Annotated in this window: 17 protein-coding genes; all 17 read right to left on the bottom strand. The window is 47.4% G+C overall.

The features are described from left to right. Window positions 1-7 precede the first annotated feature (7 nt). Window positions 8-1,333: a group II intron reverse transcriptase/maturase gene (gene ltrA / locus DRET_RS03135; protein WP_015751079.1), complete on the bottom strand. Its 1,326-nt coding sequence runs from the start codon at window positions 1,331-1,333 to the stop codon at window positions 8-10. 539 nt (window positions 1,334-1,872) lie between these two features. Continuing rightward, window positions 1,873-3,210: a transposase gene (locus tag DRET_RS03130; RefSeq protein ID WP_015751078.1), complete on the bottom strand. Its 1,338-nt coding sequence runs from the start codon at window positions 3,208-3,210 to the stop codon at window positions 1,873-1,875. A 593-nt stretch (window positions 3,211-3,803) separates the two neighbouring features. Then, window positions 3,804-4,130 carry a transposase gene (locus tag DRET_RS03125; RefSeq protein WP_083777096.1) on the bottom strand — a complete coding sequence of 109 codons (327 nt, stop codon included), beginning with the start codon at window positions 4,128-4,130 and terminating at the stop codon, window positions 3,804-3,806. A 193-nt stretch (window positions 4,131-4,323) separates the two neighbouring features. Next, window positions 4,324-5,556 carry a group II intron reverse transcriptase/maturase gene (ltrA, locus tag DRET_RS03120; protein WP_244147937.1) on the bottom strand — a complete coding sequence of 411 codons (1,233 nt, stop codon included), beginning with the start codon at window positions 5,554-5,556 and terminating at the stop codon, window positions 4,324-4,326. A 589-nt stretch (window positions 5,557-6,145) separates the two neighbouring features. Beyond that, window positions 6,146-7,873 carry an IS1634 family transposase gene (locus tag DRET_RS03115; protein WP_015751076.1) on the bottom strand — a complete coding sequence of 576 codons (1,728 nt, stop codon included), beginning with the start codon at window positions 7,871-7,873 and terminating at the stop codon, window positions 6,146-6,148. Window positions 7,874-8,198: 325 nt separating this feature from the next. Beyond that, window positions 8,199-8,921: a pseudaminic acid cytidylyltransferase gene (gene pseF / locus DRET_RS03110; protein ID WP_015751075.1), complete on the bottom strand. Its 723-nt coding sequence runs from the start codon at window positions 8,919-8,921 to the stop codon at window positions 8,199-8,201. A gap of 31 nt (window positions 8,922-8,952) precedes the next feature. Next, entirely contained in the window at window positions 8,953-10,185 is a 1,233-nt protein-coding gene (locus DRET_RS03105; RefSeq protein WP_015751074.1) for an ATP-grasp domain-containing protein, read from the bottom strand. A gap of 30 nt (window positions 10,186-10,215) precedes the next feature. Further along, complete coding sequence (locus tag DRET_RS13275; protein WP_015751073.1) at window positions 10,216-11,433, bottom strand: polysaccharide pyruvyl transferase family protein; 1,218 nt, start codon at window positions 11,431-11,433, stop codon at window positions 10,216-10,218. A gap of 27 nt (window positions 11,434-11,460) precedes the next feature. Continuing rightward, a complete protein-coding gene (locus DRET_RS13270) occupies window positions 11,461-12,393 on the bottom strand; it encodes a class I SAM-dependent methyltransferase (protein WP_015751072.1) in 933 nt (310 codons plus the stop codon). Further along, window positions 12,390-14,225, bottom strand: coding sequence for a cytidylyltransferase domain-containing protein (locus DRET_RS03095; protein WP_015751071.1), 1,836 nt, complete (start codon window positions 14,223-14,225; stop codon window positions 12,390-12,392). Before DRET_RS03095 ends, DRET_RS13270 begins: the two co-directional genes overlap by 4 nt. A 4-nt stretch (window positions 14,226-14,229) precedes the next feature. Beyond that, complete coding sequence (locus tag DRET_RS03090) at window positions 14,230-15,225, bottom strand: methionyl-tRNA formyltransferase (RefSeq protein ID WP_015751070.1); 996 nt, start codon at window positions 15,223-15,225, stop codon at window positions 14,230-14,232. After that, entirely contained in the window at window positions 15,222-16,214 is a 993-nt protein-coding gene (locus DRET_RS03085) for an N-acetylneuraminate synthase family protein (protein WP_148214005.1), read from the bottom strand. The genes DRET_RS03090 and DRET_RS03085 overlap by 4 nt, the downstream gene beginning before the upstream one ends. Before the next feature lie 9 nt (window positions 16,215-16,223). After that, a complete protein-coding gene (locus tag DRET_RS03080) occupies window positions 16,224-17,306 on the bottom strand; it encodes a Gfo/Idh/MocA family protein (protein ID WP_015751068.1) in 1,083 nt (360 codons plus the stop codon). Beyond that, the gene (locus DRET_RS13265; RefSeq protein WP_015751067.1) at window positions 17,306-18,958 is read right to left on the bottom strand and encodes a M20/M25/M40 family metallo-hydrolase; all 1,653 of its coding nucleotides are present in this window, start codon (window positions 18,956-18,958) and stop codon (window positions 17,306-17,308) included. The genes DRET_RS03080 and DRET_RS13265 overlap by 1 nt, the downstream gene beginning before the upstream one ends. After that, on the bottom strand, window positions 18,951-20,486 hold the full coding sequence (locus tag DRET_RS12850) for a PIG-L family deacetylase (protein ID WP_167317785.1): 1,536 nt from the start codon (window positions 20,484-20,486) through the stop codon (window positions 18,951-18,953). The genes DRET_RS13265 and DRET_RS12850 overlap by 8 nt, the downstream gene beginning before the upstream one ends. Before the next feature lie 281 nt (window positions 20,487-20,767). Then, window positions 20,768-21,985 carry a UDP-4-amino-4,6-dideoxy-N-acetyl-beta-L-altrosamine transaminase gene (gene pseC / locus DRET_RS03060; protein WP_015751065.1) on the bottom strand — a complete coding sequence of 406 codons (1,218 nt, stop codon included), beginning with the start codon at window positions 21,983-21,985 and terminating at the stop codon, window positions 20,768-20,770. After that, the gene (pseB, locus tag DRET_RS03055) at window positions 21,982-22,983 is read right to left on the bottom strand and encodes a UDP-N-acetylglucosamine 4,6-dehydratase (inverting) (RefSeq protein ID WP_015751064.1); all 1,002 of its coding nucleotides are present in this window, start codon (window positions 22,981-22,983) and stop codon (window positions 21,982-21,984) included. Before pseB ends, pseC begins: the two co-directional genes overlap by 4 nt. Window positions 22,984-23,633: the final 650 nt, after the last annotated feature.

Here is a 23,633-nt window from a genome sequence, read left to right as displayed (position 1 = left end):
GCTCCCATCAAGCAAACGCACCCAACATCCCTTGCTTCCAATGAGCAAACAAGTACGGCCTCAGCTTGGCCACGCGTTCCAAGACCTGCATGGCCCGGGTCTTCTTCCCACGGAGATGCTTGAACTTCCGCATCGCCCAACGTACCAGAGTTTGGTTAACATACCGGACCAACCGGTACATCTCCGAACGGTAGAATGCACCATGATATTCCAACCAACCCCACAACACCGGGTTGATCCTGGCTGCAATCTCCTCCAGAGATATCTCTGTATGACTCCGAATACGCATCTTCCGAATCTTCTGACGCATTGCCTTCATTGAAGTTGCGCTTGCCGCCGGCATAAAACCCAGAAACATCTGGCCTGTTCTACGGTCTCGACCGCTTCGCCGCCGGAAAGTATAACCCAGAAAGTCAAAGGAAGTTTGGGGATAGTCCCCGGTTCGTCGTCCATCCTTGCAGTAAACAATCTTTGTCTTCTCTGGATGCAGTTCCAGGCCGCATTCCTTGAATCGCTGACGAAGCGCTTCCAAAAGGAAACGAGCTTGGGCCTCGCTTTCGCAATGCACCAAACCATCGTCAGCGTACCGGCACCATTTGACGCGGGGATAATGCTTCGTCAACCACGCATCAAAGACATAGTGCAGGAATAGGTTGGCCAGGACTGGGCTAATCACGCCACCTTGCGGGGTGCCCTTGTCACGATCCACCAACTCGCCGCTTTCCAATTGCATTGGCGCCTTCAGCCAACGCCTAATGTATAAGCGCACCCACGGATTGTCGGTGTGCTTTTCCACGGCCTTCATCAGCAGATCATGGTCTATGTTGTCGAACAGGCCCTTGATATCGAATTCCAGCACCCAATCTTGGTCCCAACACCGCTTACGCGTGACATCGATGGCTTGTCGGGCCGACTTCTTGGGCCGGTAGCCATACGAGTCCGGCAGGAAATGCGGTTCCACTTGGGCCTCGAATTCCAGCCTGGCCGCCATCTGGGCAATGCGGTCGCTGACCGCAGGTACCCCGAGCAAACGCGTTCCGCCTGATTTCTTCGGGATTTCCACCCCCTTAACCAGCGGGGGCATGTAGCTTCCCGAGGACATCCGATTCCAGAGTTTGTAAAGATTGTTCTTGAGGTCCTTCTCGAAGTCCTCCAAGGATTGGCGATCAACGCCTGCTGAGCCAGCGTTGGCCTTTACACGACGGTACGCCTCGACCAATCGCCACTTGTCGATGTTGAATGGTTTTGCCTTTCCACCCCCTTCCTCCTGAGCCTCGCTCAGTTGAGAGGATGGCTCCAGCTGCTTGATGCTGCCCCTTCGCTCCACGTTCATTACAAACGCTTCCGCACTACTACAGGCAGCTCCGCCCCAGTATCATGCATCGGTACTCTCGGTCTCGCGGTGATCGCCGCTTGCACCTTCTCCCTTGGTATCATGATGACTGGTTCCCGTAGTTCCCAGGAAGAGCCTGATACCGAGTCACGCCCACCTTTATGCCGGGCACCGCCTGCGCAGCATTCGGAATTCACCCGCAGACTTATCACGGAGATGGGACACGCCTCCGCTTTTGATGCCAAATCTGGTTCTCGACACGTCAACATGGGTTCGGAGATCCTCGTCTCTCGATATCTCACCTGATAACGTTTAGCGCTACCTTCTCACCCAACGCTCACCACCCGTGCTCTTAACACGCGCAGCTTGGGTTGGTTTGAAGCCGGCTTCCGACAGCAGACTCCGGAGGGCCTACCTCCATCTCTTCCTAAGAGCCTGTTGTAAAACTCGACTAACCCAAAAAGTAGTGAACAGGTATTTAGGGTCCCAAGATCGAGCTTTGACTTTAAGGGGTGCGCTTTTCCCCTATCTTTGGGAACCTACTGACTGGTGGTGGCCCCTGACAACCGAAGCAGCTTGAGCATATTGCTCACTGCACATTGGAGGTCCCATTCACCCTGAACTTTTTTGAGGCTACGCAATAGAAAATTCCTGTATCCAAGGCATTCCTTGAGTTGACCGAAAATAGCTTCTATCGTTTGTCCGCGCTTGGCATAGATCCGCTGGCCTCTTTGGGTCAGTAGCTTTCGTTCCATCAACTCCCGCTGGGATAACCCTTTGGGGATCCGCCCTCGAGGTGGGGATTTTTCACGGTTTTGTTTTCGCTGCTTCCAGCCTTTGCGGGTAGCCATAATCACCTCTGGGCCATTGCTCTCGATCTTTGAAATATCAAGTTTCTCAGCCCAGTAACCGGCATCTGCCGAGAAGGTTTCGGTGTTCTGGCCTGTCTCTATCTTGGACAAGTTGCCTTGAGCCGCTTGGAGCATTGGTTCGAGTTGGTGGGCGTCATTGCAGTCTTGAGTAACCGCGTTGGCGACAATAAACTGATTTTCGTCTGAAACTCCTTGGCAATTATACCCTTGCACCCAGCCGTTCCGTGTTTTCATTATTCTGCTGTCAGGATCGGTGATATTTGCTTTTTCTTTGTTGCCAGTGGCCGTTTTTTCATCACCGGTACCAGCTCCAGGACCATTTGAGTCGTCGTCATCTCGAGACTCTTTCGCCGCAGCCTCTTTTTCAGCTTCCAGCCTGGCCTTGGCAGCCTTGAGTCGCTCCAACCGGGATTTGGGATCAGCAAGCTCAGGGGGCAAAACATCATCCCGGTTATCTTCGCCAAGCTGCTTATCCTCACTGGCATCGACTGCCTCAGCTTCGTCCACGATGCGTTCAATGTCTTGCTTAATATGCTCGAGATTACGATTGGCTTCCAAGGAAGCCGAGCCTTTCACCTTAGTTCCATCAAGAAAAAGACTGCCTATTTTTAACGCACCGGATTCAGCGGCCAAACAGATTGTTTCTCGGAAAAGCTGCTTAAAATTTTCTTTATGCTTAGCGCGGAAGCGGCAAATAGCAGAATGATCAGGGATTATATTTCCAGTAAGCCACCGGAAAGCAATATCTTCTTCGCATAAAGCAGATATCTTCCGAGAAGAGCGTATTCCTTTGCTGTATGCATAAATAAGAATACGAATCATCATAGCAGGGTCATAAGGCGGCTTCCCCTCGTGAGAGTAGCTTTCATAAAAAATTGATAAATCAATATTTTCTACACAAGAATCGATCAACCTGACACTGTGGTTTTTTGATATCCAGTCATCAATCGAAGGTGGCAACAGGTAGAGTTGATCTCGATGCCCTTTAATGAACCCTCTAGCCATTTTTAGCTCCAAGTTGTAATGTAATTTGCATTGAAATTACATTATTCATTAGCAAATAACTGTATTTAAAGCAAGAATTAATCTATGGGTATTGCGACAGACTCCTAAGCTTGCAGCTCCAGCCGAAAAGTCTACGCAGACCTCTCCGCTTTTGCTTCTACGGCACACTGTCCCAAGTCCAGATCTGATTAGCATCTGTAGCAACAAGCTCTGTTGGCTTTTGATGCTTCTTGGGGCTTGCGTCTTGCCTATGTGTATTTTGGCCGACTTCTTTTAATATGCGGTACATGGAGGCCTCAGAAGCAAGGTATTTTCCTTGATCCGCCAGCTCGGCAACAATCTGGTGAGGTGTTTTATCCCTGAATTCTGCACTGCTCAGAACTTTTAAGATCCTTTGCCGCTCTATTTCGCTGATCTTATTGCTTGGGAATATATGGAGCCTTTACGCTTGTCCTCGATTGTTTCAGGCTGCCGCCAGCGCTGGAGAGACCTGACTGAAATGCCTAATATTTCACAGGCTTTTTTCATTCTGGCTCCAGCCCTACAAGCCTCGTCTATCAAGGTAATCGCATACTTCTTCATTTCAGGGGGTATCAATCGTCCTCGTTGTCCCCCCAGATTGCATCGGCTTTTTTTTTCAGCACCAACAAGGCGCTGGTTTCAGCAAGGGCCTTATCTTTTCGATTTAATTCGCTTTTGAGTTCTTTGATCTCTTTTTTCAGTTGTTTGGATGTTGCCTTTTCGGCGCTAGGTTGTTCTTGGGCAAGTTCTTTGCGCCATTTTTCCAGATGGTGGGTGTGTAGTCCTTTTTGCCTACACCACGCCCCCAATTCTTCATCAGAGAGCTTAGCCGCTTCGAGAAGGGCATTGAGTCGCTCTTCCCTGGTCCAATCTTTGGGGCGCTTTTCTTTCTGGGCCATGCCAGGGGCTCCTGAGTTTTTTGCATTTTTGATCCAGCGATTTAGACTGGACTTTAACCGGTCAGCCGATTTTTTTCTTAAAAGCGCAATAATACCAGCTTGTTATTTCGATAGGCCCTGGTCGCGATAGGAACCGCCCTTTCGGGCGGCCCCCCGCACAGATCCCAGCGTGCGGAACTACCGCACTGGGCTCCTACCTCGGGTATTTAGCGTAGAAACGCTCGTTTGGATACGGATGCATGACTCTGGGTCTGGATATCCACCTTTTCACGATCGGACCGTAGCCCCTCCAGTTGATTCGCCGCTTCTGGCCCCGTCGCCGTAGCACCTTATACCAATAGCGGACGAGATCATCACGGAAGGCTCTCATAGCATCAAGATTTCCCGGAACAGCGTGGTATCTATAATAGCCGAGCAAAACGCGCTGCAGCCACTCACCTACGTCGTTGATGGGATCATGCATCCGGCTACGTAGAATCGTCTTAACCCTTTTCAGTGCCGCCCGTAGCCGTTTCTTCACCGTCTTGCGGCGCACGAGGAACCTCTTTCGTATCCTGGTTATCCCACACATATGGGTAAATCCCAGAAAATCGAATGTCTCCGGTTTGCCCTGTCCCCGTTTGCGCCGACTCTCGGTAGCAAATCGACCGAATTCGATAAGCCGGGTCTTTTCAGGATGCAGGGACAGGCCGAAACGATCTAGTCGTGCTTTGAGATCAGTGAGGAAGCGCTCTGCTTCGTGGCGGTACTGGAATCCCAAGACATAATCATCGGCATACCGCACGATGATTATGTCACCACGGGCGTGTCTTCGCCTGTGGTGTACCCATTGGTCCAGGACGTAATGGAGATAGATGTTCCCCAGAATCGGCGAGATCACCGCTCCTTGGGGAGTGCCCATACTTGTCTGGGACCATACACCGTCCTCCGATACCCCAACCCGGAGCCATTTGCGCACCAAGCGAAGTATCCGAGGATCGGCAATCCGGTGCTCAAGGAAACGGATCATCCATTCATGGGAGATGGTATCAAAGAATCCCTGAATGTCCGCATCAAGCACCCAGCTCACCTTCCTGTGGGTCAATCCGACATTTAGGGCGTCCAGGGCGTCATGCGCCCCTCGCCTTGGCCGGAACCCATAGGAAAAGCCGAGAAAATCCTCTTCGTAGATAGCTGAAAGCACCTTTCCAACTGCGTGCTGTACGATCTTGTCTTCCAGCGCCGCGATCCCAATTGGACGTTTGTGCCCATCGGGTTTCGGAATATGGATTCGCTTTGAGGGTTGTGCTCGATACGAACCCCTATGCACCCTCGCATGCAATTCTTTCAGCCCTTCGCGGAGGCCATCCTCATATTCTGCACAGGTGAGACCATCAACGCCCGGAGTTGCTTCTCGCTTCAGTTCGCGGAAACTTTGGCCGAGCATATCAATACTCACATGGTGCAAAAGCGCAGTGAACCGTGCATCCTTATCCTTGCGAGCCATATCTCGCACGCGTTGCAGTCCGATTGACGCAGCTGTCCGGCTCTGTGTCCGGACTGCGACCGCCTGCCTCGCGTTCCCCTTGGTTGGCCGCCTTCCCTCCACCGCCTCCGCAGACAGGCTTCCCATGCCCTTGTTCAACGGCTTTCCCGGTACTATGCAGCCATCCGACTTCCCAGAAACATGTTTGTCGGGCTTCTGGCCACCAGCCTTCCCCGACCGTCCATCTCCACCATCAGGAGAAGGAGTTCCCGGGACCTCCCGGTTCCCGCGCAAGGAGTTTCCGCACGTGCACAGGGTCTTCGACTGCGCGGGACCCTCGGACGGCTCGCGCATATCGCCATCCTTGGTGTTGCCTTCCGCTTGTCTTAACAGCGTCGGCGTCCCGGACCATTTTATTTCGCAGCTCAATGGCTGGCCCGTGCGTGCCCCTGTCAACGCTTCGCCGCCGACCTTACGGCCGTCAACGCATGACTCGGGGTCGGTGTGGGGCGCTAACCCTTCACCGTAAGGCTCTTTCATCCTCAACTCCTTACCGGTGTGACCGGCGCTCTAAGACCCCATTGCGAATTTTGTAGCCAAAAGACTTCAATATCGCCGCTTGCTCCTCACTGGGTTCTTCAATGATTCGAGTTGGCTTCCGCTTGCCCTTGCTCCAGCATAAGCAGCTGGAAAGATTGCGCATTGATTTCATTGCTTGATCTACGGAATAATTCAGTCCAGCTTTTTTCAGGTGCAAGGCGATCAACTGCAAATAGGTCTGTGCGATAAGGCAGGCGAACAAGTGGCAACGGATCTTGCCATCCGTCCAATGCCATACGGGACGAAAATTTCCGAATTCATTGCCCTTGGATTGGCGAAAGGCATTTTCGACTTGGTAACGATCCAGGCTGGCCTGTACAATGGCCTCTTTATCCCAGTCATCATGTGACGTAATGATGATATTTTTCCCGAAGCGTTTGACATGTTTGCTGATTTGATAGTGATCCTTGCGAAAATACATTTTCAGCTGTTTGCCAGTGGTCACAAATTCGATTTTGTAAAGATTCTTGGGAAGATATAGCGATTCGCAAAGGTCTTTGTACCTGGCTTTAACCTGCTCTTTGCTTTTCAAGGCCTTATTGCCTGCCCGGACTCGAGCGCGTAGCTCGAAAAGACCATTTTGGAGCTTGCCGAGTTTTTGATCGAAGCGATACCGCTGTTTTGCCGCTGTCCTGGGGTTGTAGGTAACCACCACTGTTCGGGTGGCGCCCCAGAAGAACCCAGTGGTTCGCCAAGCCACCATCTGATCGTCTTGGCGACCCCTTGCAGCGAGTTCGCGGTTTTTCCGGGTATCAACAGGAGCAAAATTTTCCAGGTCGGTTTGGGCTAAATCCTCAGCGAAGGCAGGAGAATAGGTGGTCACAAAGTCCACTTTCGCTTGTTTGTCGATAGCCTGCATATTCGCCTCGGAATTCATCCCCTTGTCGACGACCACGGTCAACGAATCGGTTCCTCGGCCCAGGTCCTCCAAGGAGGCGAAAATGTTTCCCAGTAGCCGGTTAAACAGCTTGGAGTCGTGGCAGTTGCCCTCGTATTCTTTATAAAAAAGAGGCAACTGCGAGCCCCTTGAGACAAGCAACGCCAAGCCGACCTGTCGGAGCCAATTTTTGCCGTCTTTGTTCCGCCCCCGCTGGGCTAGCTGGGACGAAGTCTTGCTGTCCATGTAGTTGAAGTAGTTGGTGGTATCGAAAAGAAAACAATCCGATTTAATGGGATCTAATTCACTAACTTTTTTGAATAAAGCTTTGGAAATATCTTCAATAGACTCCTGATCAACACGCTCCCAACGCTTCCAATATCGCTGAGAAGTCAAGGCACTGGTATCCACGGGTCGAATCTGATGGACAGCGAAATCTTTCAACCAATCCGAAAGGCTATGCTTGGAGCAAGGGTCGATCATACGGTTAAAGGCCGCATACAGAAAAAATTCTCCCAAACTCGGACCTGAATCCCTGGGATCTGGCGGGATGACTGAATCGATAATCTCCACGATCCCAATTTGTTTTTCCATGAGGTTAGCCAGAAAAAGAGAACCGAACTCCTGGACTTGGATTCTGCTCAGGTCAGCTTTTTCCTGGCCCATGGCCATTTCCATGATGCGCTCAACAGACCCCAGATAGATCTGGTTAACGACTTTGGGCTTCCCGTTCACCCGGGCCATCTCCCGGATATAGTAGTAAGGCTTGCCCTGTTTAACTTTTTTATGCAGGTGTGCCATGGCTTCCGGTTAAGCCAAAAGGGTCTTACAAGTCAACCGATTTGCCCTAATTTTGTTACCTGGCATGAGAAAAAAGATAAAAGCAAGGCTTTAAATTAGGGTCTTACATCTCGCGACAGTGTAACATTTTGAAATAACGACGATTTCTCGAAAAATCCGGGCTGACCTGCTAAAGTCGAGTTAAAGTCAAAGCTCGATCTTGGGACCCTAAATACCTGTTCACTGATTTTTGGGCTAATCGAGTTTTACAGCAGGCTCTTCAATCCAGCTTTTGGGATTGAACCCCGATAATGTGCAGAAAATTTAGAGCGTTATGACAACAAGGCTATCTCCGAAAGTTGAGTATACCCCAATAAGTCATTTCAGCTTGTTCCCAGTCCTCCTGTGTATCAATATCTATAGCTAAATATTTTGAAATAATAATAGGGGAAACTGATTCAGTGTTATGACTTGGTTCCATCAAGGAATCTACATGATACCAGTGAAACTGTCCGGCGTTGTAGTATACTTGGAAAAAATCCTGGGATCGAGTTTTGAAATTTTCCGGCCATATCATTTCCAGATGTCCTTTCCTGTTAATTTTTAAAGCCCGAAAGATGGGTGAGGGGAAAGGAGCAACTGTAAAAGCCCTTTCAGATTTACCTTTGCGAATCATATCATACCCTTGGACCAAATGTTCTTTTTGAACAAAAAGGGCTGTTGCATACATGCCGCATATGAACTTGGGATCCATTTGATTATTACGCATCCATTGCACTACATGCTGAAAGACATTTGTCACCGGTGTAAAATCATCCGCCAATTCTTGTGGGCGGAGAAAAGGGGTTTCGGCACCGGTCTCGCGGGCTATGGCAGCAATTTTCTCGGAGTCTGTGGAAACGATAATCCGGTCAAAAAGGTTTGAGTCCCTGGCCGCCTGAATCGGATACCAGATAACCGGCTTGCCCAAAAAAAGACGGATATTTTTGTCTGGAATCCTTTTGCTGCCGCTTCGAGCGGGTATAATGCAGACTGTTTGTGGATTTTCCGTGTTTTGGCTGTCGGTCATATTTTTCAGCAAAAAAAACAGTTAGATGTTTTCATGTACGAATCTTTACTGTACTCACAGCCTTTTCAGCTATAGCCACAGCCTCATCCCTGGTATCGGCAAAGGCCATTACGCTGGCGATCCTTTCGCCCATGAAGGTCGGGGCAGGAATGACTGTACCCATTGAAAGATTGCGCCAGCGGGGTTCTAACTGGACAAAATCAACCCCGGGAATGGAACGCGCCTCTTCAAAGCCCTCAATGGACACAACTCTACCTGGTTTAGGCCAGACGTAGCGCAAGGCCACGCCTTGATTATGTTTGGGCTTTAGTGCTTCTGGTGAGACCGGAAACCCCACGGATAGATCCATGGTAGCTTCCAAGAGATTAATTCCATTATGCAAGGGTATGGTTTCGTAGCAAAAATAGTCACCTGATAGCCTAGCCGCCATCTCCAGCACGCGGATACCTTTTTGAGGATCGATGATGATATCCCCTTTGACCGGCCCCCAGTCAATGCCCAGCGCATGGACAGCCTTGGTTGCTTCGGCCTTAACTTCCTTGATGGTTTCTGGACCAAGGTTTGAGGGCATGGTGTCCCCGTCTTCCAAAAAATAGGGGGGATAAGCATGTTTGTGGGCATAATTTCGATCTGAAAGTCCAGCCCAAATTACCCGACCTTCCAGAACAATCCCTTCAATACTATGTTCTGTCCCGGATAAATACTCCTCTATAAGACATTGCGGCAAAGTTGAAACCGAGCTAATTTCGTCTAAAGCGGATTTCATATCTTCTGGCGAATCAACTTTCTGTACTCCTCTGGAACCAGCACTATCTGCCGGCTTGACCACGACTGGCCAACCAATTTTTTGAGCCTCTCTACATGCTTCATCGAATCCACAGGCAAATGAAAATTGCGGGGAGGAAACCCCATTTTCCTTAAATAATAATTGCCGCTTGACTTTATTAGTGGCATTTTCAGCAACAGTTGGCGTTATCCCAGGAAGCTCCAATGCCTCGGCAACTCCGGCTATTGTCATGGCGCTTTCCGAAGCCATGGTCATGACCCCGTCTATTGGCTTTTGCTTATGTATCCGTTTGGCAAAGGCGATGGTCCCTTCAATGTCACGGGTGCTGACAAGGCCAGTTTGATCGGAAAGAAGAAAGCCCTCGGCTTCAGGGTCCATATCAGTTGACACCACATAATAGCCGCGCTGCTTTGCGAGGTTGATCGCTGGAAGCTGGTTAGGGCCGGCGCCTATTATTAGAATTACCTTGTTAAACAATTGATATTACTCGATTAAAATTGTTAAAACTTATGTTAAAAGATTATATGCAAGTTCAACATACCGGCCTAATTTTTTTTGAAGAATCGAAACATTGTCGTTGATTTTACTGACTATGTGCTGTTTGTTTTGCAATACTCCCATAATCTTATTAAATATTATTTCTGATTCTTCATCCCATTTTAAAGCTAATTCAGGACAATTTAGTTGTCTAAAAAATCCTTTCACTTTATCTTCATAGCAAAGACCTATAACTGGTGTCCCCATTTTAGCTGAAAATACTGAACCGTGAAGTCTTGTTGCTAGTGTTATATCAGCTTCACGGTATAGACATTCAATGTCTGGTGCTTGATATTTGTTTTTAATATGAAAACATCTATCCGGAAAGTTGACTTGTTTTGACAATTTATGAGCAACATATCTATCATCTGTTAAGCTATTTTCAACATCATAGGTACATTGTGGAATAAATAGAATAACATTTTGGTTATCGCTATAAAGCCATTTATCTATAGTATTCTTGAGATTTTTTTGATATTTCTCATCCGCATTCATCCAGGATAAATCTCTAATTGATATGGCTAAGACCTTTTTGTTTGATAAGTCAATATGTTCATTGCGAAGTATTTCTTTACTTCGATTGATATTTGCAACAGGAGAGCCAAGGGCAGCATCAGGCAGTAATTCGTATTGAGGAAGAGAAACATCGCTACTTATTAAATTTTCAACTGCATTTTTTTCACGAAATGTTACGCATGATGCTCGATGAAGCATCCATCCGGCCGCCTTGGCTGTCCAGGGATTTTTCAGTTTATTCGCACTTAATCCAAAAAGCATACAAGGTGTATGGCACATATCTGCAATTAAAGTCAGTACTACAAACTGTGCAAAATGCCCTCTTAATACATCCAATGAGACTTCAGTTATAAAATTACCAGCACCAAGGATGATTAAGTCCGATGCTGAGATTTCTGTAGCTATATCAAGCAAATCTTTCCTATTATCAGAAGAATTCAACCCCCTCATCCATCTTCCAGACGACAACTCTTTTGTTTTGTATTCAAAGTTTTGTTTTGTTTTTACATTATAATATGTATCAAATTCTGTATTAGGATGTCGGCAAAATACAGTAAATTTAATATCCTTGTCAGTTTTATTTTTAAGCTGTGTGGTGAGAAAGTGCATTGGTGCATCATCGCCAGCACTCCAAAGAGTATATCCACCATATAATAAAATATTATAGCTCATATGCAATACCCTTTATTTGTTAATCTTTTATTGACAGACTCCATATATAATTGCAGTCCTTCCTACATTGCATTCAGAGTAAAAATGTTCCAATTGCCTTTTTAGTTGCGATAGACCTGATTGGACGAGGGTCTGTTCATAATTTTTTCTACGAGTATGACATTCTCGACCCAAAGAATCATTGCCAATATAATTATCACCCATTAATAAAAATAGCTCCATTGGAAACGAAGCTTCCTTTCTTAAAATATTATAACCTACCTTTTGTAGTAATGCAGTCAAGGAATCGAAATCAAAATAGTTGATATGATGCGGTGGAGCTACCCACCATGGGTCAAATCCACATTCGACTCTAAGAGCGTATTGTAATGGGTTATAATCATTTGGGACACTTATGCATATTATCCCCCCGGGCTTCAGCAATTGATACATATTTTTCAACATTTCTTCAGGATCGGGAATATGCTCTAAGACTTCGCTTGCGTGAATAACATCGTACTGATTGAATTTTGGGAGGGATTTTTGGTCCAGAAAATCTTGATAAATCTTTGATCCCAGTGAGCGACTGTGTTCGGCTGCCTGTCCGGAAGGTTCAATGCCTTCAACATGCCACCCTCTTTGTTTCCCGCGCAGCAAAAAATAACCAGGGCCTGAGCCGACATCCAGAATATTTCGCCGTTCGTTGGGCAGCTCATTTTCAAAAAAATCATACCTTTGGTCGTAGACTGTGTTCCACCAATCAAGGTCTTCCTGATGCCTTTCAAGATATAACGGCTTTTCTGTACTATAATAATCGTGCTTATAAACTTCCTCAAGTTCCTCGATTGTGGGAATTGGGACGATATGCTTGAACCCACATGATTCACAGTCAATCACGTGAAACCCATCCTTAACATCAAAAATTTTTCCACGATGACCATCTTTTTCGAATATGCCATCAGTAGGCCAATTTACATTCAATTTGTCATCTCCTGCTTTGAATTGCCAGGTTTGAATAAATTAAGAACCGAGCTAACTGAAAACACAACTTGATCAACCTTTTTGCCTACGCGATACTCGACACTGGATAGGTTAAGCCTTTTTCCCTGGCCATTCATAAGCTTGGAAAACCGGGACGAGATGAGGTTCTGGTCAACATTTCTGTAAAAACCAATATGCTCAGCGGCCCTATAGTTTTGGACATACTGTTCCGCTGCTTTTGCGTTTAATTCTGAGCTGGAAATAATACAGACCGGCAAGCCGGTATAGGCCATTTCATAGGTTGTCAGTCCGAGACCGGAAAAAGCGAGGTCAGCAAGGCACATTCTCCTATACAAATCTGAAACATTCTGACTGACATCGCCGTTTAGTCCTGACGCTTTCAGACTTTTCTGAACAGATTCGAAATGGAAGCATGCAGAGCCTAGAACCACATCGACATAGCCTTTAAAGTTCGTCTCAGCCAAGGCTTTGACAACCATTTCCGTGAGATTGGGCTTGTCCGCACCACCCATGGCAATCAGGACCCTTTGGACACTAGATCTTATCACTCGCTCAGGTGGTGAGCCTTCAAATCCTGGAATAAAATATTCCAAACCATCAAGACAGGCCGGGTGTCTATTGGGATCGTATCCATTATATTCCGGATGGGGCAGAGCGTTGATCAAAAGATCCCCCATCTCCCATGAGGGGGGCAGGGGATTGTCCATGAATATAAGCTTTAGGCCGCTTTCTTTTATGGCTTGAAAATAAGTGGTATATCTTTCCAGATCCTCTTTGCAGAAATTGATGACCACGCCTGACAAGTCTGATTCAAGCTTCTTTTCAACCAATCGGCCGATATCATCTTCGGGTGATATTTGTTTGGGCAGTACTTCCATGGCGAAGCCTGCCTCGTGGATGAGATTTTGGGTTGCCTGGTTTTCGCGAACCACGAATTCCACCCCGAGACCAAGCTCTTTGCTCAGCAACCTAGCCAGGCGGATGGAGCCCACAACATGCCCAAGACCTATTTCCGTTCCACCGTCACATCGAAATCCCAGCCGAGCACGCTCGTGTCTTGTGCTTTTGCGGCCACTTGAGGCGTTTATGCTTTTAAGCTCCGGTTTTCTATTCAGCACCTCCACAATATCTTGCGGGGATATTGTGGCGATATTTTCTTCCTGTAGCTCTTGAAAGAGCGTTTCAAAAAACTCAAGATCAGCGGGCGTATCAATGGTCAGCCTGATATCCCCGCGGCGCAGTTCAGGGGCGCTTTGAACGTATTGGACCTTATATCGGTCAGGATGCTTATAAAGGAGGCTGGTGACATGCTCTCTATCCATGGACGTCGGTTCAGGATCATTTAAAGCTCGCAGCAAGGCATCGGCTCTCACCACCTCCAGCCCTTTGTCCACATATTCATAGCCGGGCTGGTAATTGACTATATCGGCACCTGAATTGAGTAGCTCAGTCAGCATATTGTGCATGGCGTCAATATTGACAAACGGGCAATCTCCTGTAGCGCGGACAATGATATCTGCACCGGTTTCATCAATGGCAGTCTTGAACCTGGACAAGACGTCATCTTCTGCTCCCCTGATGATTTTAACCTGCGGCCAGTGGACAGCTACATGATCTACCAAGGGGTCATTGTTTTTTTCAGTAGATGTAGCCAGGACCAGGGAATCAAGCATGCCCTGGGGGCGCAAGGCAGTGGATAACCGCATCAAGACATAGTCAATAATTGGCTTGCCTGCCAGGGGAAGCATCATTTTGCCGGGCAGTCTTGAAGAGCCCATACGGGCCTGGATGATGGCGATTACAGAACTCATATATTTATTTTAGCTCTTGCTTTAATTTAGCTACCTGATCTTGAAGATCTTGAATCTCTTGTTTTAAATTAACGATTTCTTCTTGGGGGTTAAAGCCAAGTTTTTGTCCAAGTCGTAAGACCTCAGCAGCATTTTTTGTATTTCTTTCTCCTTCAATTAGGACTTCTTGAACAACAAGACATATATCGCCTGTTTTTATCCAAGCATGTCCAGATTTTGTGATGCGCACAACTTGCCCTGGAGTACAGTAGTAAACAGGACATTCTGCTGCAGAAGCTTTGGAAATGACAATCTTCTGGTTTCCAAAATAGGTGAAGGCACCGGGATATTTTGGTAATGGCAAAGCTGCTACCAGACCTTCTATCCGGGATGTAGGCCATTCCCAATTTATCAGTCCGTCTTCTGGTTTCCTTTGCGGCACGTAGGTGGCTTTGGCCTCATCTTGAGAATGTGTTTTCCACTGTCCTGTTTTCAAATAATCGTTAAAAACATCTAAAACACAGGATGCTTGTACCTCGGCAAGTTCTTGATGCAAGTCATTAATAGATTTGTCTTTTGATATTTTTATTTTTCTTTGGGCGAGCACGTCGCCAGTATCAAATTCTTCTTCCATAAAATGCACTGTTAATCCGACATGTTCATCACCATTGATAATGGCCCAGGCTGTAGGATGAACCCCCCTCCACCGTGGCAACAAGCTCCAATGTGTATTTATACACAGATATCTTTGAAGATACTTTTTGGATATAATTTTAGGGTAATTGGCTGCCAATATGGTATTTGGACGATATTCATTAATATCGGAAATCTCGTAGGTCCAAGGCACTTCAGATTCATGAATAGCCTCTAACAACTCGTCATTTTTATAACCTGCTTCTTTGGGTAAAACAGCTATACATATCCAACCTTTGGTAGCTAAGGCTTTAAAGGTGGGTACCGCAGGATGAAATGTCCCGAGAAAAGCAACTCTGGGCATTTTGAATTGATTTTTATGGGTCATAAATCTATCTCTATATCATTTCTGAATTTCTTCAGGGGCCTCAATCCATCTTCCGGATCTGCCCGCCAGTTTCGATCATCTGCTTCACTTGCCATTGGTTCTTTTCGGCCATTGCCATCAGCTTGAAAACCTTTTTGCACTGTATCAATCACAGGCTTTATCTCATCAGGCAGCCAGCAATGCCCAGCGCTGTATTCCTCCCCTTCGCCTTCCAGATCCAAATGAAATTCGATCATCTTCGCTCCCCATCGGTGTACGGCTCGGTGTATGACGCCCGGCGAAACACTGTGGTCTGACCAGCCGACCTGGATCGAGGCCGGTGCACCGATGTCCGGTGTCCGCGGTCCGTGGTCCGGGGTTCGAGGACAGGGTTCAGAGAGCTGCGCATAGGCGTTTCTTATGGTTTCAATGGCAGCCAGGTTGCATTGGTTCGGAGGTGCAGGATAGCCGGATACGCAGTGAAGCAGGGTCAAGGGGGGGAGGTCTGTAGTCCGAAGTCCGTGGTCCGGGGTCCGCTGTCCTGGTTCCGCAGTCTGAGGTGTAGAATCCAGAATGACATTCACGGCGTGTTCGATTTCCTGCATGGTGGCCATGCCAGTAGAGAGGACAAGCGGTTTGCCCGTTTGAGCGCAGGCCTTGAGCAAATCATCCCACAATAATTCATACGAGGCTATTTTGTAGAAATCCACATAGGGAGACAGCTCTTGTACGGCCTGCAGGTAAAAAGGAGTGCAGGAAAAAGAGATTTTGTTATCATGACAGCGTGTGGCCAATTCAGGCAAAAAGGCTACAGGTAGCTCCCATTGTCTGCGTTTGGCTACATCGGGCTTTGCTTTAAATACCTCTGGTGCAAAGAGTTCGTCCACCTTGAAAAGCTGAAATTTGACCCCTGAACACCCAATACGGGCCGCTTCATCAATAAATTGAAAACAGCGATCCAGGTTTTGATGATGGTTGCTGGAGACTTCGGCGATGAATTGTACTGACATAAGCATCTCTTAGGGCCTTATTGAACTTGGCGGCCTGGATATAGTAGCGGTGGCTTCAGATCGTGCGCTTTCTTGGACTGCTTCAGCCATGGCAGTCGCCCACCACGCGTCTTCCAGAGAAGGCAGTGCAGCCTTGGGCGAATGTTCAGGGTCATATAGGTAAATCAGGCTGTCCTCCAGAAAAGACGCTCCATATCCGGAAAGGCCGGCAGGGGTTTCCTGCAAGAAATAGGGATTGGCATAAAAATACCCTTGCGGACCAAAATTGGACATGCCTCGGCGCATACCGTCCAGTTCCAGTTCACCCTCCTGGAAATGCAGAGTCATGCGTTGCTTGGTCAGAGCAGGTACATTTTGGGGAAGATTCCAAGCCAGCAAAAAGGATAGTGAAGCGTTGTTTTCAAAAATCATATCCGCTTTTATTGCGTCTGGTACGTTGTATCCCAAATCGCGTAGCTTTCCATAATACTTGCGGGCATATACTGAAGATGGGTTCAGGCCGGTAATATACCTGAGCAAATCGTAAAAATGAGTCCCCAGAAACCAATTGGCATCGGTCAAGGCCGTCATATCGGAGGTAAAATACGAACCTGTCGGCACGGTTACAGGATTGGAAATTTCCGCCCAGCCCATCTGCAAAGGGCCGTAGGCACCGGGCCGGGCAATTTGCCTAGCCTCGATCCACAATGGATCGGCGCGTTTATGATAGAGGGTTATGACTTTTCTGCCGGTTTTTTGGGCCTTTTCCCAGATTCTTGAACACTTATCGGTACTTGTTGCCAGGGGCTTTTCCACTATGACATGAGCGCCTGCATCCAGAGCCATCAGGACATAATCGGTATGCAGCGAATCAGGAGTACACACGGCCACGACGTCCAGACGTTCCTTGCGCAACATTTCCGAATAATCCGCATAAGCATTTTGTATTCCATATTCAGCACACCATTGTCTGGCTTTGTCCAGACTTCGGCTGCAAAGAGCGCTGACCTGAACAAAAGGCTTGAGGCGCGATCCCAGATATACTGGGAGGTGGCCCTTTCCGGCCCAGGTTCCCAGGCCGACAAGCCCCAGCTTTAATTGTGGCCTGGCCATCAGCACGATCCCTCTTGGAGCATGGCCAGCAATATGAGGCCTGCGGCCTTGAAAATATCTTCGACCTGAACGAACTCGTCCGGGCTGTGGGCATGTTCCAAAGCTCCGGGGCCGAAGGTCAGCACATCCGGACATTGTCTGGCGTAAATGCGGGCATCGCAGCTCGCTTGCCAGCCCTGAGATTGAAGAGGTTTTTCTAGGCCTAGCAAAAAATCGGCAGATTTAAGCATTGAGTGCGTGCCAAGAGCTTCTAGGTCGCTGCAAAAGGCTTCGTTATGGATTTTATCAAATCCGACCTGCACTTGAATATCCTCCTCGGAATAACCCAACGCATTGCAGGCCCGTTTTGCGGCCTTGAAGACGGCCTTTTTCAATCTGTTCTGGATTTCCTGCATACTGTGCCTGGGAGTGAATCCCTGCCCGCCTTCAATTGTCAAAGGAGAGTGGCCAATCCAGGATATATCGCCGTACTGTTTTTGTTTGATTGCGGAGATCAAAAAGGCGGATTTGGTGAGAGCATCGGTGTCCCTGGTCATTGACCCCATATGGCCGCTATCCGCTTGAACCTGCACCCTGTACCATCCGCTATGACTCTGGTTTTCAGGTTGGACCCGGACGACGCCCTTGTGGATTTTTAAGCCATTTTTTTGGGCCTCATTATACAATATTTCATTTAATTTAGACGTAATGTCCTGTTTGTTCAAGTTGAGGTGATTGTCTGGAGCAAACAAAAATTCAAAAAAACTGCAGGCCGAGGCTGGAAAATCACCCCAGTCTCCCCAAATTCCGAGGCAGGTCTGCACATGTTCAGGGCAGAAAAGTGGGTGAACACCTTCATGGCGAAGTTCTTTTCCAAGCCATTGGATTTCCATTATTATTTCCGCGGCAACAAGCACCAGGGCTTGGTCCCCGACTCGGGATTCAGGATCTATGGAGATCTGAAACCAAAGCGCACCACGATTTGCAGGATGCGGCAGAAGCCGCGTTGGCTCCAGGACAAGTATTGTATCCGGTGTTTCAGCAAGACTTGTGGCCAGGGCCAAAGAACCGTTGCCCCCTGCTTCCTCGTCAATGGTGAATGCCGCGTCTATAGGCGGGAGTTCTTTGAATCCCAATTCCCTTAATTCATGTAACCAGCGCAAAACCAGGCCAATGGCGGCAATACCGGCTTTATCGTCTACTGCTCCGCGCCCGAAGACCTTGGAACCGTCTATTTGTGGCGGTATATGTGGCGGGACGGTATCAATATGAGCGTGCAGCATCCAGCGATGTTTTTTTTGCAAGTTGCTTTTTTGAGAAATTAATAAATTATAACGATTGTTGTAGACATAATCAAAATTTTTATATTCTGTCCCGGAATAACGAGGCCATGTATAATAGGAATCAGAAAAGACAGCTGACTCTATTGCGGGTTTCTCTATACCGTGAGAATGAGATACATAGGGCTTGAATGAACTTATAATGCACTGAAAAGTACGCTCCTCATTTTGTCGAACGGCTGAGACATCCTCTTTGAGGGAAGTATCTATAGAGCACATTTCTAACAAAAAGCTTGTTACCCACGTCCATTCTGGAAGTTTTTCCAGCTTTGTTTTGACCCAGCCGCGGATATCAAATTCTGTTATTTTGTTTTGAGACGAACAACTATTCATTTATGCCTCGCTGCAGCACAAAGGCTTCAGCAGCCTGCCTGCCAATCGTTCTTCCCCACTGCCTGGCCCTGTCTCGAATCCCTGCAAAAGATCTGGGATGAGGATCTTCGCAAATCTCCGTAGAATAGTGAGTAAGCAAATCCATCTTTTCTTCCAAAACATCACTGATATCCACAAAAACATTGGGCACAAACGGCTCTTTTTGAAGGGGGGTGCCCCAATCCGTGGACGAAGGCATTTCAATGCTGTAAATGTTATTTATAGATTGATTTGCGGACGGTCTGGAAGCTGTAATAACAGCTTCAAAAGTGCGACGGTGATCAATATTTAAATCGCCTGGGTGGTGGGTATAGATCGTTTTTGGTCGATGCCTTTTGAAGATTGTTTCTATAACCTTTACCAAATCCAAGAGATCATGCCTGTCGAAACGATTGTCTTCAAATCGATAATAATACCAAGTTGTTAGATTAATCTTGTCAACAACTGTTTGCAGAGATGAACGAATTTCTTTCCTGGCGGTAATAATAAAATCTTGGCCATCTTCTTCCCTTTTTCTACTGCTTACCCCTTCGCCCAGGATAATCAAACCGACTCTCTTGCCAGCCTTTATTTGCTTTAAAAGTGTGCCCCCGCCCCCGAAAAGCTCATCTCCGGGATGGGCTAGGACGTAGACAATGTCCAGCTGCTGATTGCCCTTTTCTTCTTCCAGCTGTTCCAGTATATTTGCGATTCGCTTTGCCCCACATCCATCCACTATAGATCTTCCTTTATCAGACATTTTTGCTGCAGCCTCATTATCTGATAGAAAATGAGCAACTTTATTTGTAAGAGAAACCGGATTTATTTCATATTCCGCACAACCAAGGTAAATACAGCATCCCAGTTTTTCAAAGAGTTGAGCTGAAGGGGACTGCCATGTATAGTGGGTAAAGACCATGGCTGGCAGACGCTGACTCATCATTTCATACGCAGTGGTTCCAAAGGCGGAAAAACCAAACGCAGCCTGCCTCATTCTGGACCGCATGTCTTTTACGTCGCGTTCTAGTTGGACAGAGAAAGCATATTGAGAAGATTTTTGGCGTAGATTTTTTTCATTAATCTCAGAATATCCAGGTCCCAATATGGCTCGAACTTTCCCCTTAAAGCTGGCTTGATGTAAAGAGTCAAGAGCCATTGCTGTTAAATCATGGGGATCGCTGCCCCCCATGCAGACTAAAACTTCATTTGCATTCTGAGCATGACCTGGGTCTTCGCTAAACTCGGGTCTCAGGATGAGAAAATCCGGGCCCTCAAGATAATTGGCTGCATAGATTGCCTGATGGGGGTAGAGGTCTATAACTGTTCTTATAAAATAGGCATTTTGAGAAATATGACCCAAGGTAACGATATTTATCCCTGCTTCGTTCAATTCTGATAATTTTCTTATATTACAGTTGTTATACAAAAATGGTTGAACAGATTGCGGAGTGTCTAAAATTAATGTATTAATATTTTCAAGAAAATTATTTGGCAGCAGCGTATCTGACAATACATAATCCGTTGTTAGAGAAAACGAATTACATATCTTCCGTGACAAATCATTGTCATCTGTAACTATACATACTGTTCTTTCTTGATCTCGAAAAATTCGAGCCAAAATTAAACACCGCTGGAGATGTCCAGTTCCCATAAATGGACTACAAGATGCTCTAAACACAATCATAAATTTGCAAATAGTTTTATATATAAATCGTAAAATTTATTTATATTTCAACAAATAAAATAAAGTATTATTTTAAGATATTTCAAGACAAAAAACTTAGAAATTGTTTATTTATGTGCCATTCTATCTATTTTGTGAGCAATTTTTTTTAAAGCATTCACGACTTGATTTTGTGTTTCCTTGGTCATTGTCGGAAACAAAGGTAAGGTTATTGCCTCCCAGTAATATTTCTCAGCCGAAGGAAACATTCCCCAGTCAAAACCTATTTTGCGGTAATAAGGCTGGGTATGGACCGGGATATAATGCACGTTTACGCCAATGCCCTGTTGGCGCAAAAAGTCGAAAACTTTTCTACGGTTCGGTTCAATCTCCTCAAGATTGAAGCGGATTATATAGATATGCCAAGCAGATTCGGTATCGGGATTCTGCCAGGGCGTATGAAAGGGCAGATCGGCCAGCAGCTCGTCATAGCGGTAAGCCAATTTCCGGCGCTTGGTTACGTAGGTTTTCAGGCGCTCCAGTTGCTTGAGGCCCAAAGCGGCCTGGATGTCGGTCATGCGGTAGTTGTACCCCAAATCGATTTGCTGGTAGTACCAAGGTCCGTGGTCCGGAATCCGGGGTACGGTTTTCGAAGTCGAATATTGGACGTCAGCAAAAAGGTTTGGGTCTCGAGTAATGCCATGACTGCGGAGTAATTCCATCTGTTGGGCTAGGCCCGGGTTATTGGTAACCGCCATGCCGCCCTCTGCGGTGGTGATGATTTTTACCGGATGGAAACTGAAGACCGTAATATCACTGTAGTGGCAATTTCCGACAGGCTTCTGCTGATAATATCCGCCTATGGCGTGAGAAGCGTCTTCGAGCACAAAAAAGCCGTACCGCCAAGCCAATTCTCCAATCTCCTGCATCTCGCAGGATTGCCCGCACATATGCACCGGGATCACCACCTTGGGCAGGGTCCCGGTACGTTCTGCCGCATCCAGCTTGGCTTCCAAGGCCTGGACGCTCATATTATAGGTATTGGGGTCGATATCCACAAAATCGACCTGGGCGCCACAATATAAAGCGCAATTAGCCGAGGCTACAAAGGTGATAGGCGAAGTCCAGACCCGATCGCCCGGGCCGACCCCAAGTGTACGGCAGGCCAGATGCAGCGCGGAAGTGGCGCTATTGGTGGCCACGGCGTGTTTTGCACTCACCTGTTGCGTCACAGCGCGCTCGAACTCAGGAACCTTAGAGCCTTGGGTGATCAAATCCGAACGCAAAACCTCGACAACAGCTTCAATGTCCGCTTCTGTAATTTCCTGACGTCCGTAAGGGATCATGCTTGCGCCAAGTGATTGTATTGTTTGATGGCTTCGCTATCAAGAAAATAAGAATTATTGCCAGAGTTATATTCAAAACCCTGGGCGACAGGCTGTCCCTTTTCCTCCAGAGCATTTATCGTGTACCCATTGCTCTGACCAAAAAATTTGATGGACGGGGAAATGACATAGTGGTTGTTGAACTCGAAAGTCAGGTGGGAATCGTCGCTGGGGCACATGACCTCGTGGAGCTTTTCACCGGGCCGGATGCCCACAAATTTGTGGGGCAGATTCGGGGCCATGGCCGAGGCCAGGTCCACGATCCGCACCGAGGGGATCTTGGGTACGAAGATTTCCCCTCCCTGCATGCGCTGGAAATTGGTCAGCACGAAATCCACGCCCTCTTGGAGGGTAATCCAGAACCGGGTCATGTCCTTGTGGGTGATCGGCAGGTGATCGGTGCCGTTGTAGATAAGCTTTTGGAAAAACGGCACTACCGAACCCCGCGATCCGACAACATTGCCGTAACGGACCACGGCAAAGCGGGTGTCGCGCCCGCCGGCAAGATTGTTGCCGGCCACAAAAAGCTTGTCTGAGCAAAGCTTGGTCGCACCGTAGAGATTGATTGGGTTGGCGGCCTTGTCCGTAGACAGGGCAATAACCTTCTCCACGTCGTTTTCCAGGGCGGCGTGGATAACATTTTCCGCGCCCTGGATGTTGGTGCGGATGCACTCGGTGGGGTTATATTCCGCAGCTGGAACTTGCTTGAGCGCAGCGGCGTGGATGACATAGTCTATGCCGCGCATGGCCATAGATAAGCGCTCTTTATCCCGCACATCGCCGATAAAATAGCGCATGCATGGATCATTAAACTCTTGCTGCATATCGAATTGCTTAAGCTCGTCACGGGAATAGACAACAATTCTGCGGGGCTTATAGCGATCAAGAATAGTCTTGATATATTGCTTTCCAAACGAGCCTGTGCCGCCAGTGATGAGGATGGATTTGCCGTTAAACATCTATCGATTTTCCTAAGGTTAGTAACTAGTAGAGCCGAGGCAATTTTTTTGCCCACACCAAGTCTTTTGGCAAAGCCACCTCGTACCGGAACCAATCTAATGCTGTGGCTCACCAAAAACCCTTTTTTCTACCTCTTATTTCGACATTGCCCGCTCAATCTTTACCCTGCTCAACCTGACAACAACTCCAAATTTAATATTTTTCAGTAACTATTTCGTGAACATAGCAAAATGAGCATGGTTTTTCTCGACGCAGCATGCTGCCTAATCAGCATGCTAAGCAAATATCAAGCCACCCCTCTCTTCTGAAAGACTCATAACCCTTTCTCCACTAGGCAGACGTTTTTTCATTCGGCTTCCGAGCTTTCAGGCCCTCCCTCAATAAAACCTCTTGAGCTGAGTCAATAACATACTGTTGCAACGAAACAGCAACTCCGGACCATCCCCATGTGTCAGGCTAGTTGTCGTTTCGGGGCGCTACCGGTTTTCCGGCCCTTCGTGTGTCATCCTCACCGACACCGCAGGACAGAGGGTTGCTAGTATCGCATCCTCCGTCACCTATGGGCACCCGGACATTGACAGCACCCCCGAAACTGCCTACGAAAAAAACAATCGACATACATTGCAAGCGACATGGTGAGCCATGCAGG

The organism is Desulfohalobium retbaense DSM 5692 (assembly GCF_000024325.1).
GTDB lineage: Bacteria > Desulfobacterota > Desulfovibrionia > Desulfovibrionales > Desulfohalobiaceae > Desulfohalobium > Desulfohalobium retbaense.
This window is presented reverse-complemented; position numbering and strand designations above follow the sequence as displayed.

Excerpts from the sequence above, each read along its gene's own strand:
- ltrA (WP_015751079.1), bottom strand. The coding sequence starts at position 1,333 with ATGAACGTGGAGCGAAGGGGCAGCATCAAGCAGCTGGAGCCATCCTCT.
- DRET_RS03130 (WP_015751078.1), bottom strand. The coding sequence starts at position 3,210 with ATGGCTAGAGGGTTCATTAAAGGGCATCGAGATCAACTCTACCTGTTG.
- DRET_RS03125 (WP_083777096.1), bottom strand. The coding sequence starts at position 4,130 with ATGGCCCAGAAAGAAAAGCGCCCCAAAGATTGGACCAGGGAAGAGCGA.
- ltrA (WP_244147937.1), bottom strand. The coding sequence starts at position 5,556 with ATGCTCGGCCAAAGTTTCCGCGAACTGAAGCGAGAAGCAACTCCGGGC.
- DRET_RS03115 (WP_015751076.1), bottom strand. The coding sequence starts at position 7,873 with ATGGCACACCTGCATAAAAAAGTTAAACAGGGCAAGCCTTACTACTAT.
- pseF (WP_015751075.1), bottom strand. The coding sequence starts at position 8,921 with ATGACCGACAGCCAAAACACGGAAAATCCACAAACAGTCTGCATTATA.
- DRET_RS13275 (WP_015751073.1), bottom strand. The coding sequence starts at position 11,433 with ATGAGCTATAATATTTTATTATATGGTGGATATACTCTTTGGAGTGCT.
- DRET_RS03095 (WP_015751071.1), bottom strand. The coding sequence starts at position 14,225 with ATGAGTTCTGTAATCGCCATCATCCAGGCCCGTATGGGCTCTTCAAGA.
- DRET_RS03090 (WP_015751070.1), bottom strand. The coding sequence starts at position 15,225 with ATGACCCATAAAAATCAATTCAAAATGCCCAGAGTTGCTTTTCTCGGG.
- DRET_RS03085 (WP_148214005.1), bottom strand. The coding sequence starts at position 16,214 with ATGTCAGTACAATTCATCGCCGAAGTCTCCAGCAACCATCATCAAAAC.
- DRET_RS03080 (WP_015751068.1), bottom strand. The coding sequence starts at position 17,306 with ATGGCCAGGCCACAATTAAAGCTGGGGCTTGTCGGCCTGGGAACCTGG.
- DRET_RS13265 (WP_015751067.1), bottom strand. The coding sequence starts at position 18,958 with ATGAATAGTTGTTCGTCTCAAAACAAAATAACAGAATTTGATATCCGC.
- pseC (WP_015751065.1), bottom strand. The coding sequence starts at position 21,985 with ATGATCCCTTACGGACGTCAGGAAATTACAGAAGCGGACATTGAAGCT.
- pseB (WP_015751064.1), bottom strand. The coding sequence starts at position 22,983 with ATGTTTAACGGCAAATCCATCCTCATCACTGGCGGCACAGGCTCGTTT.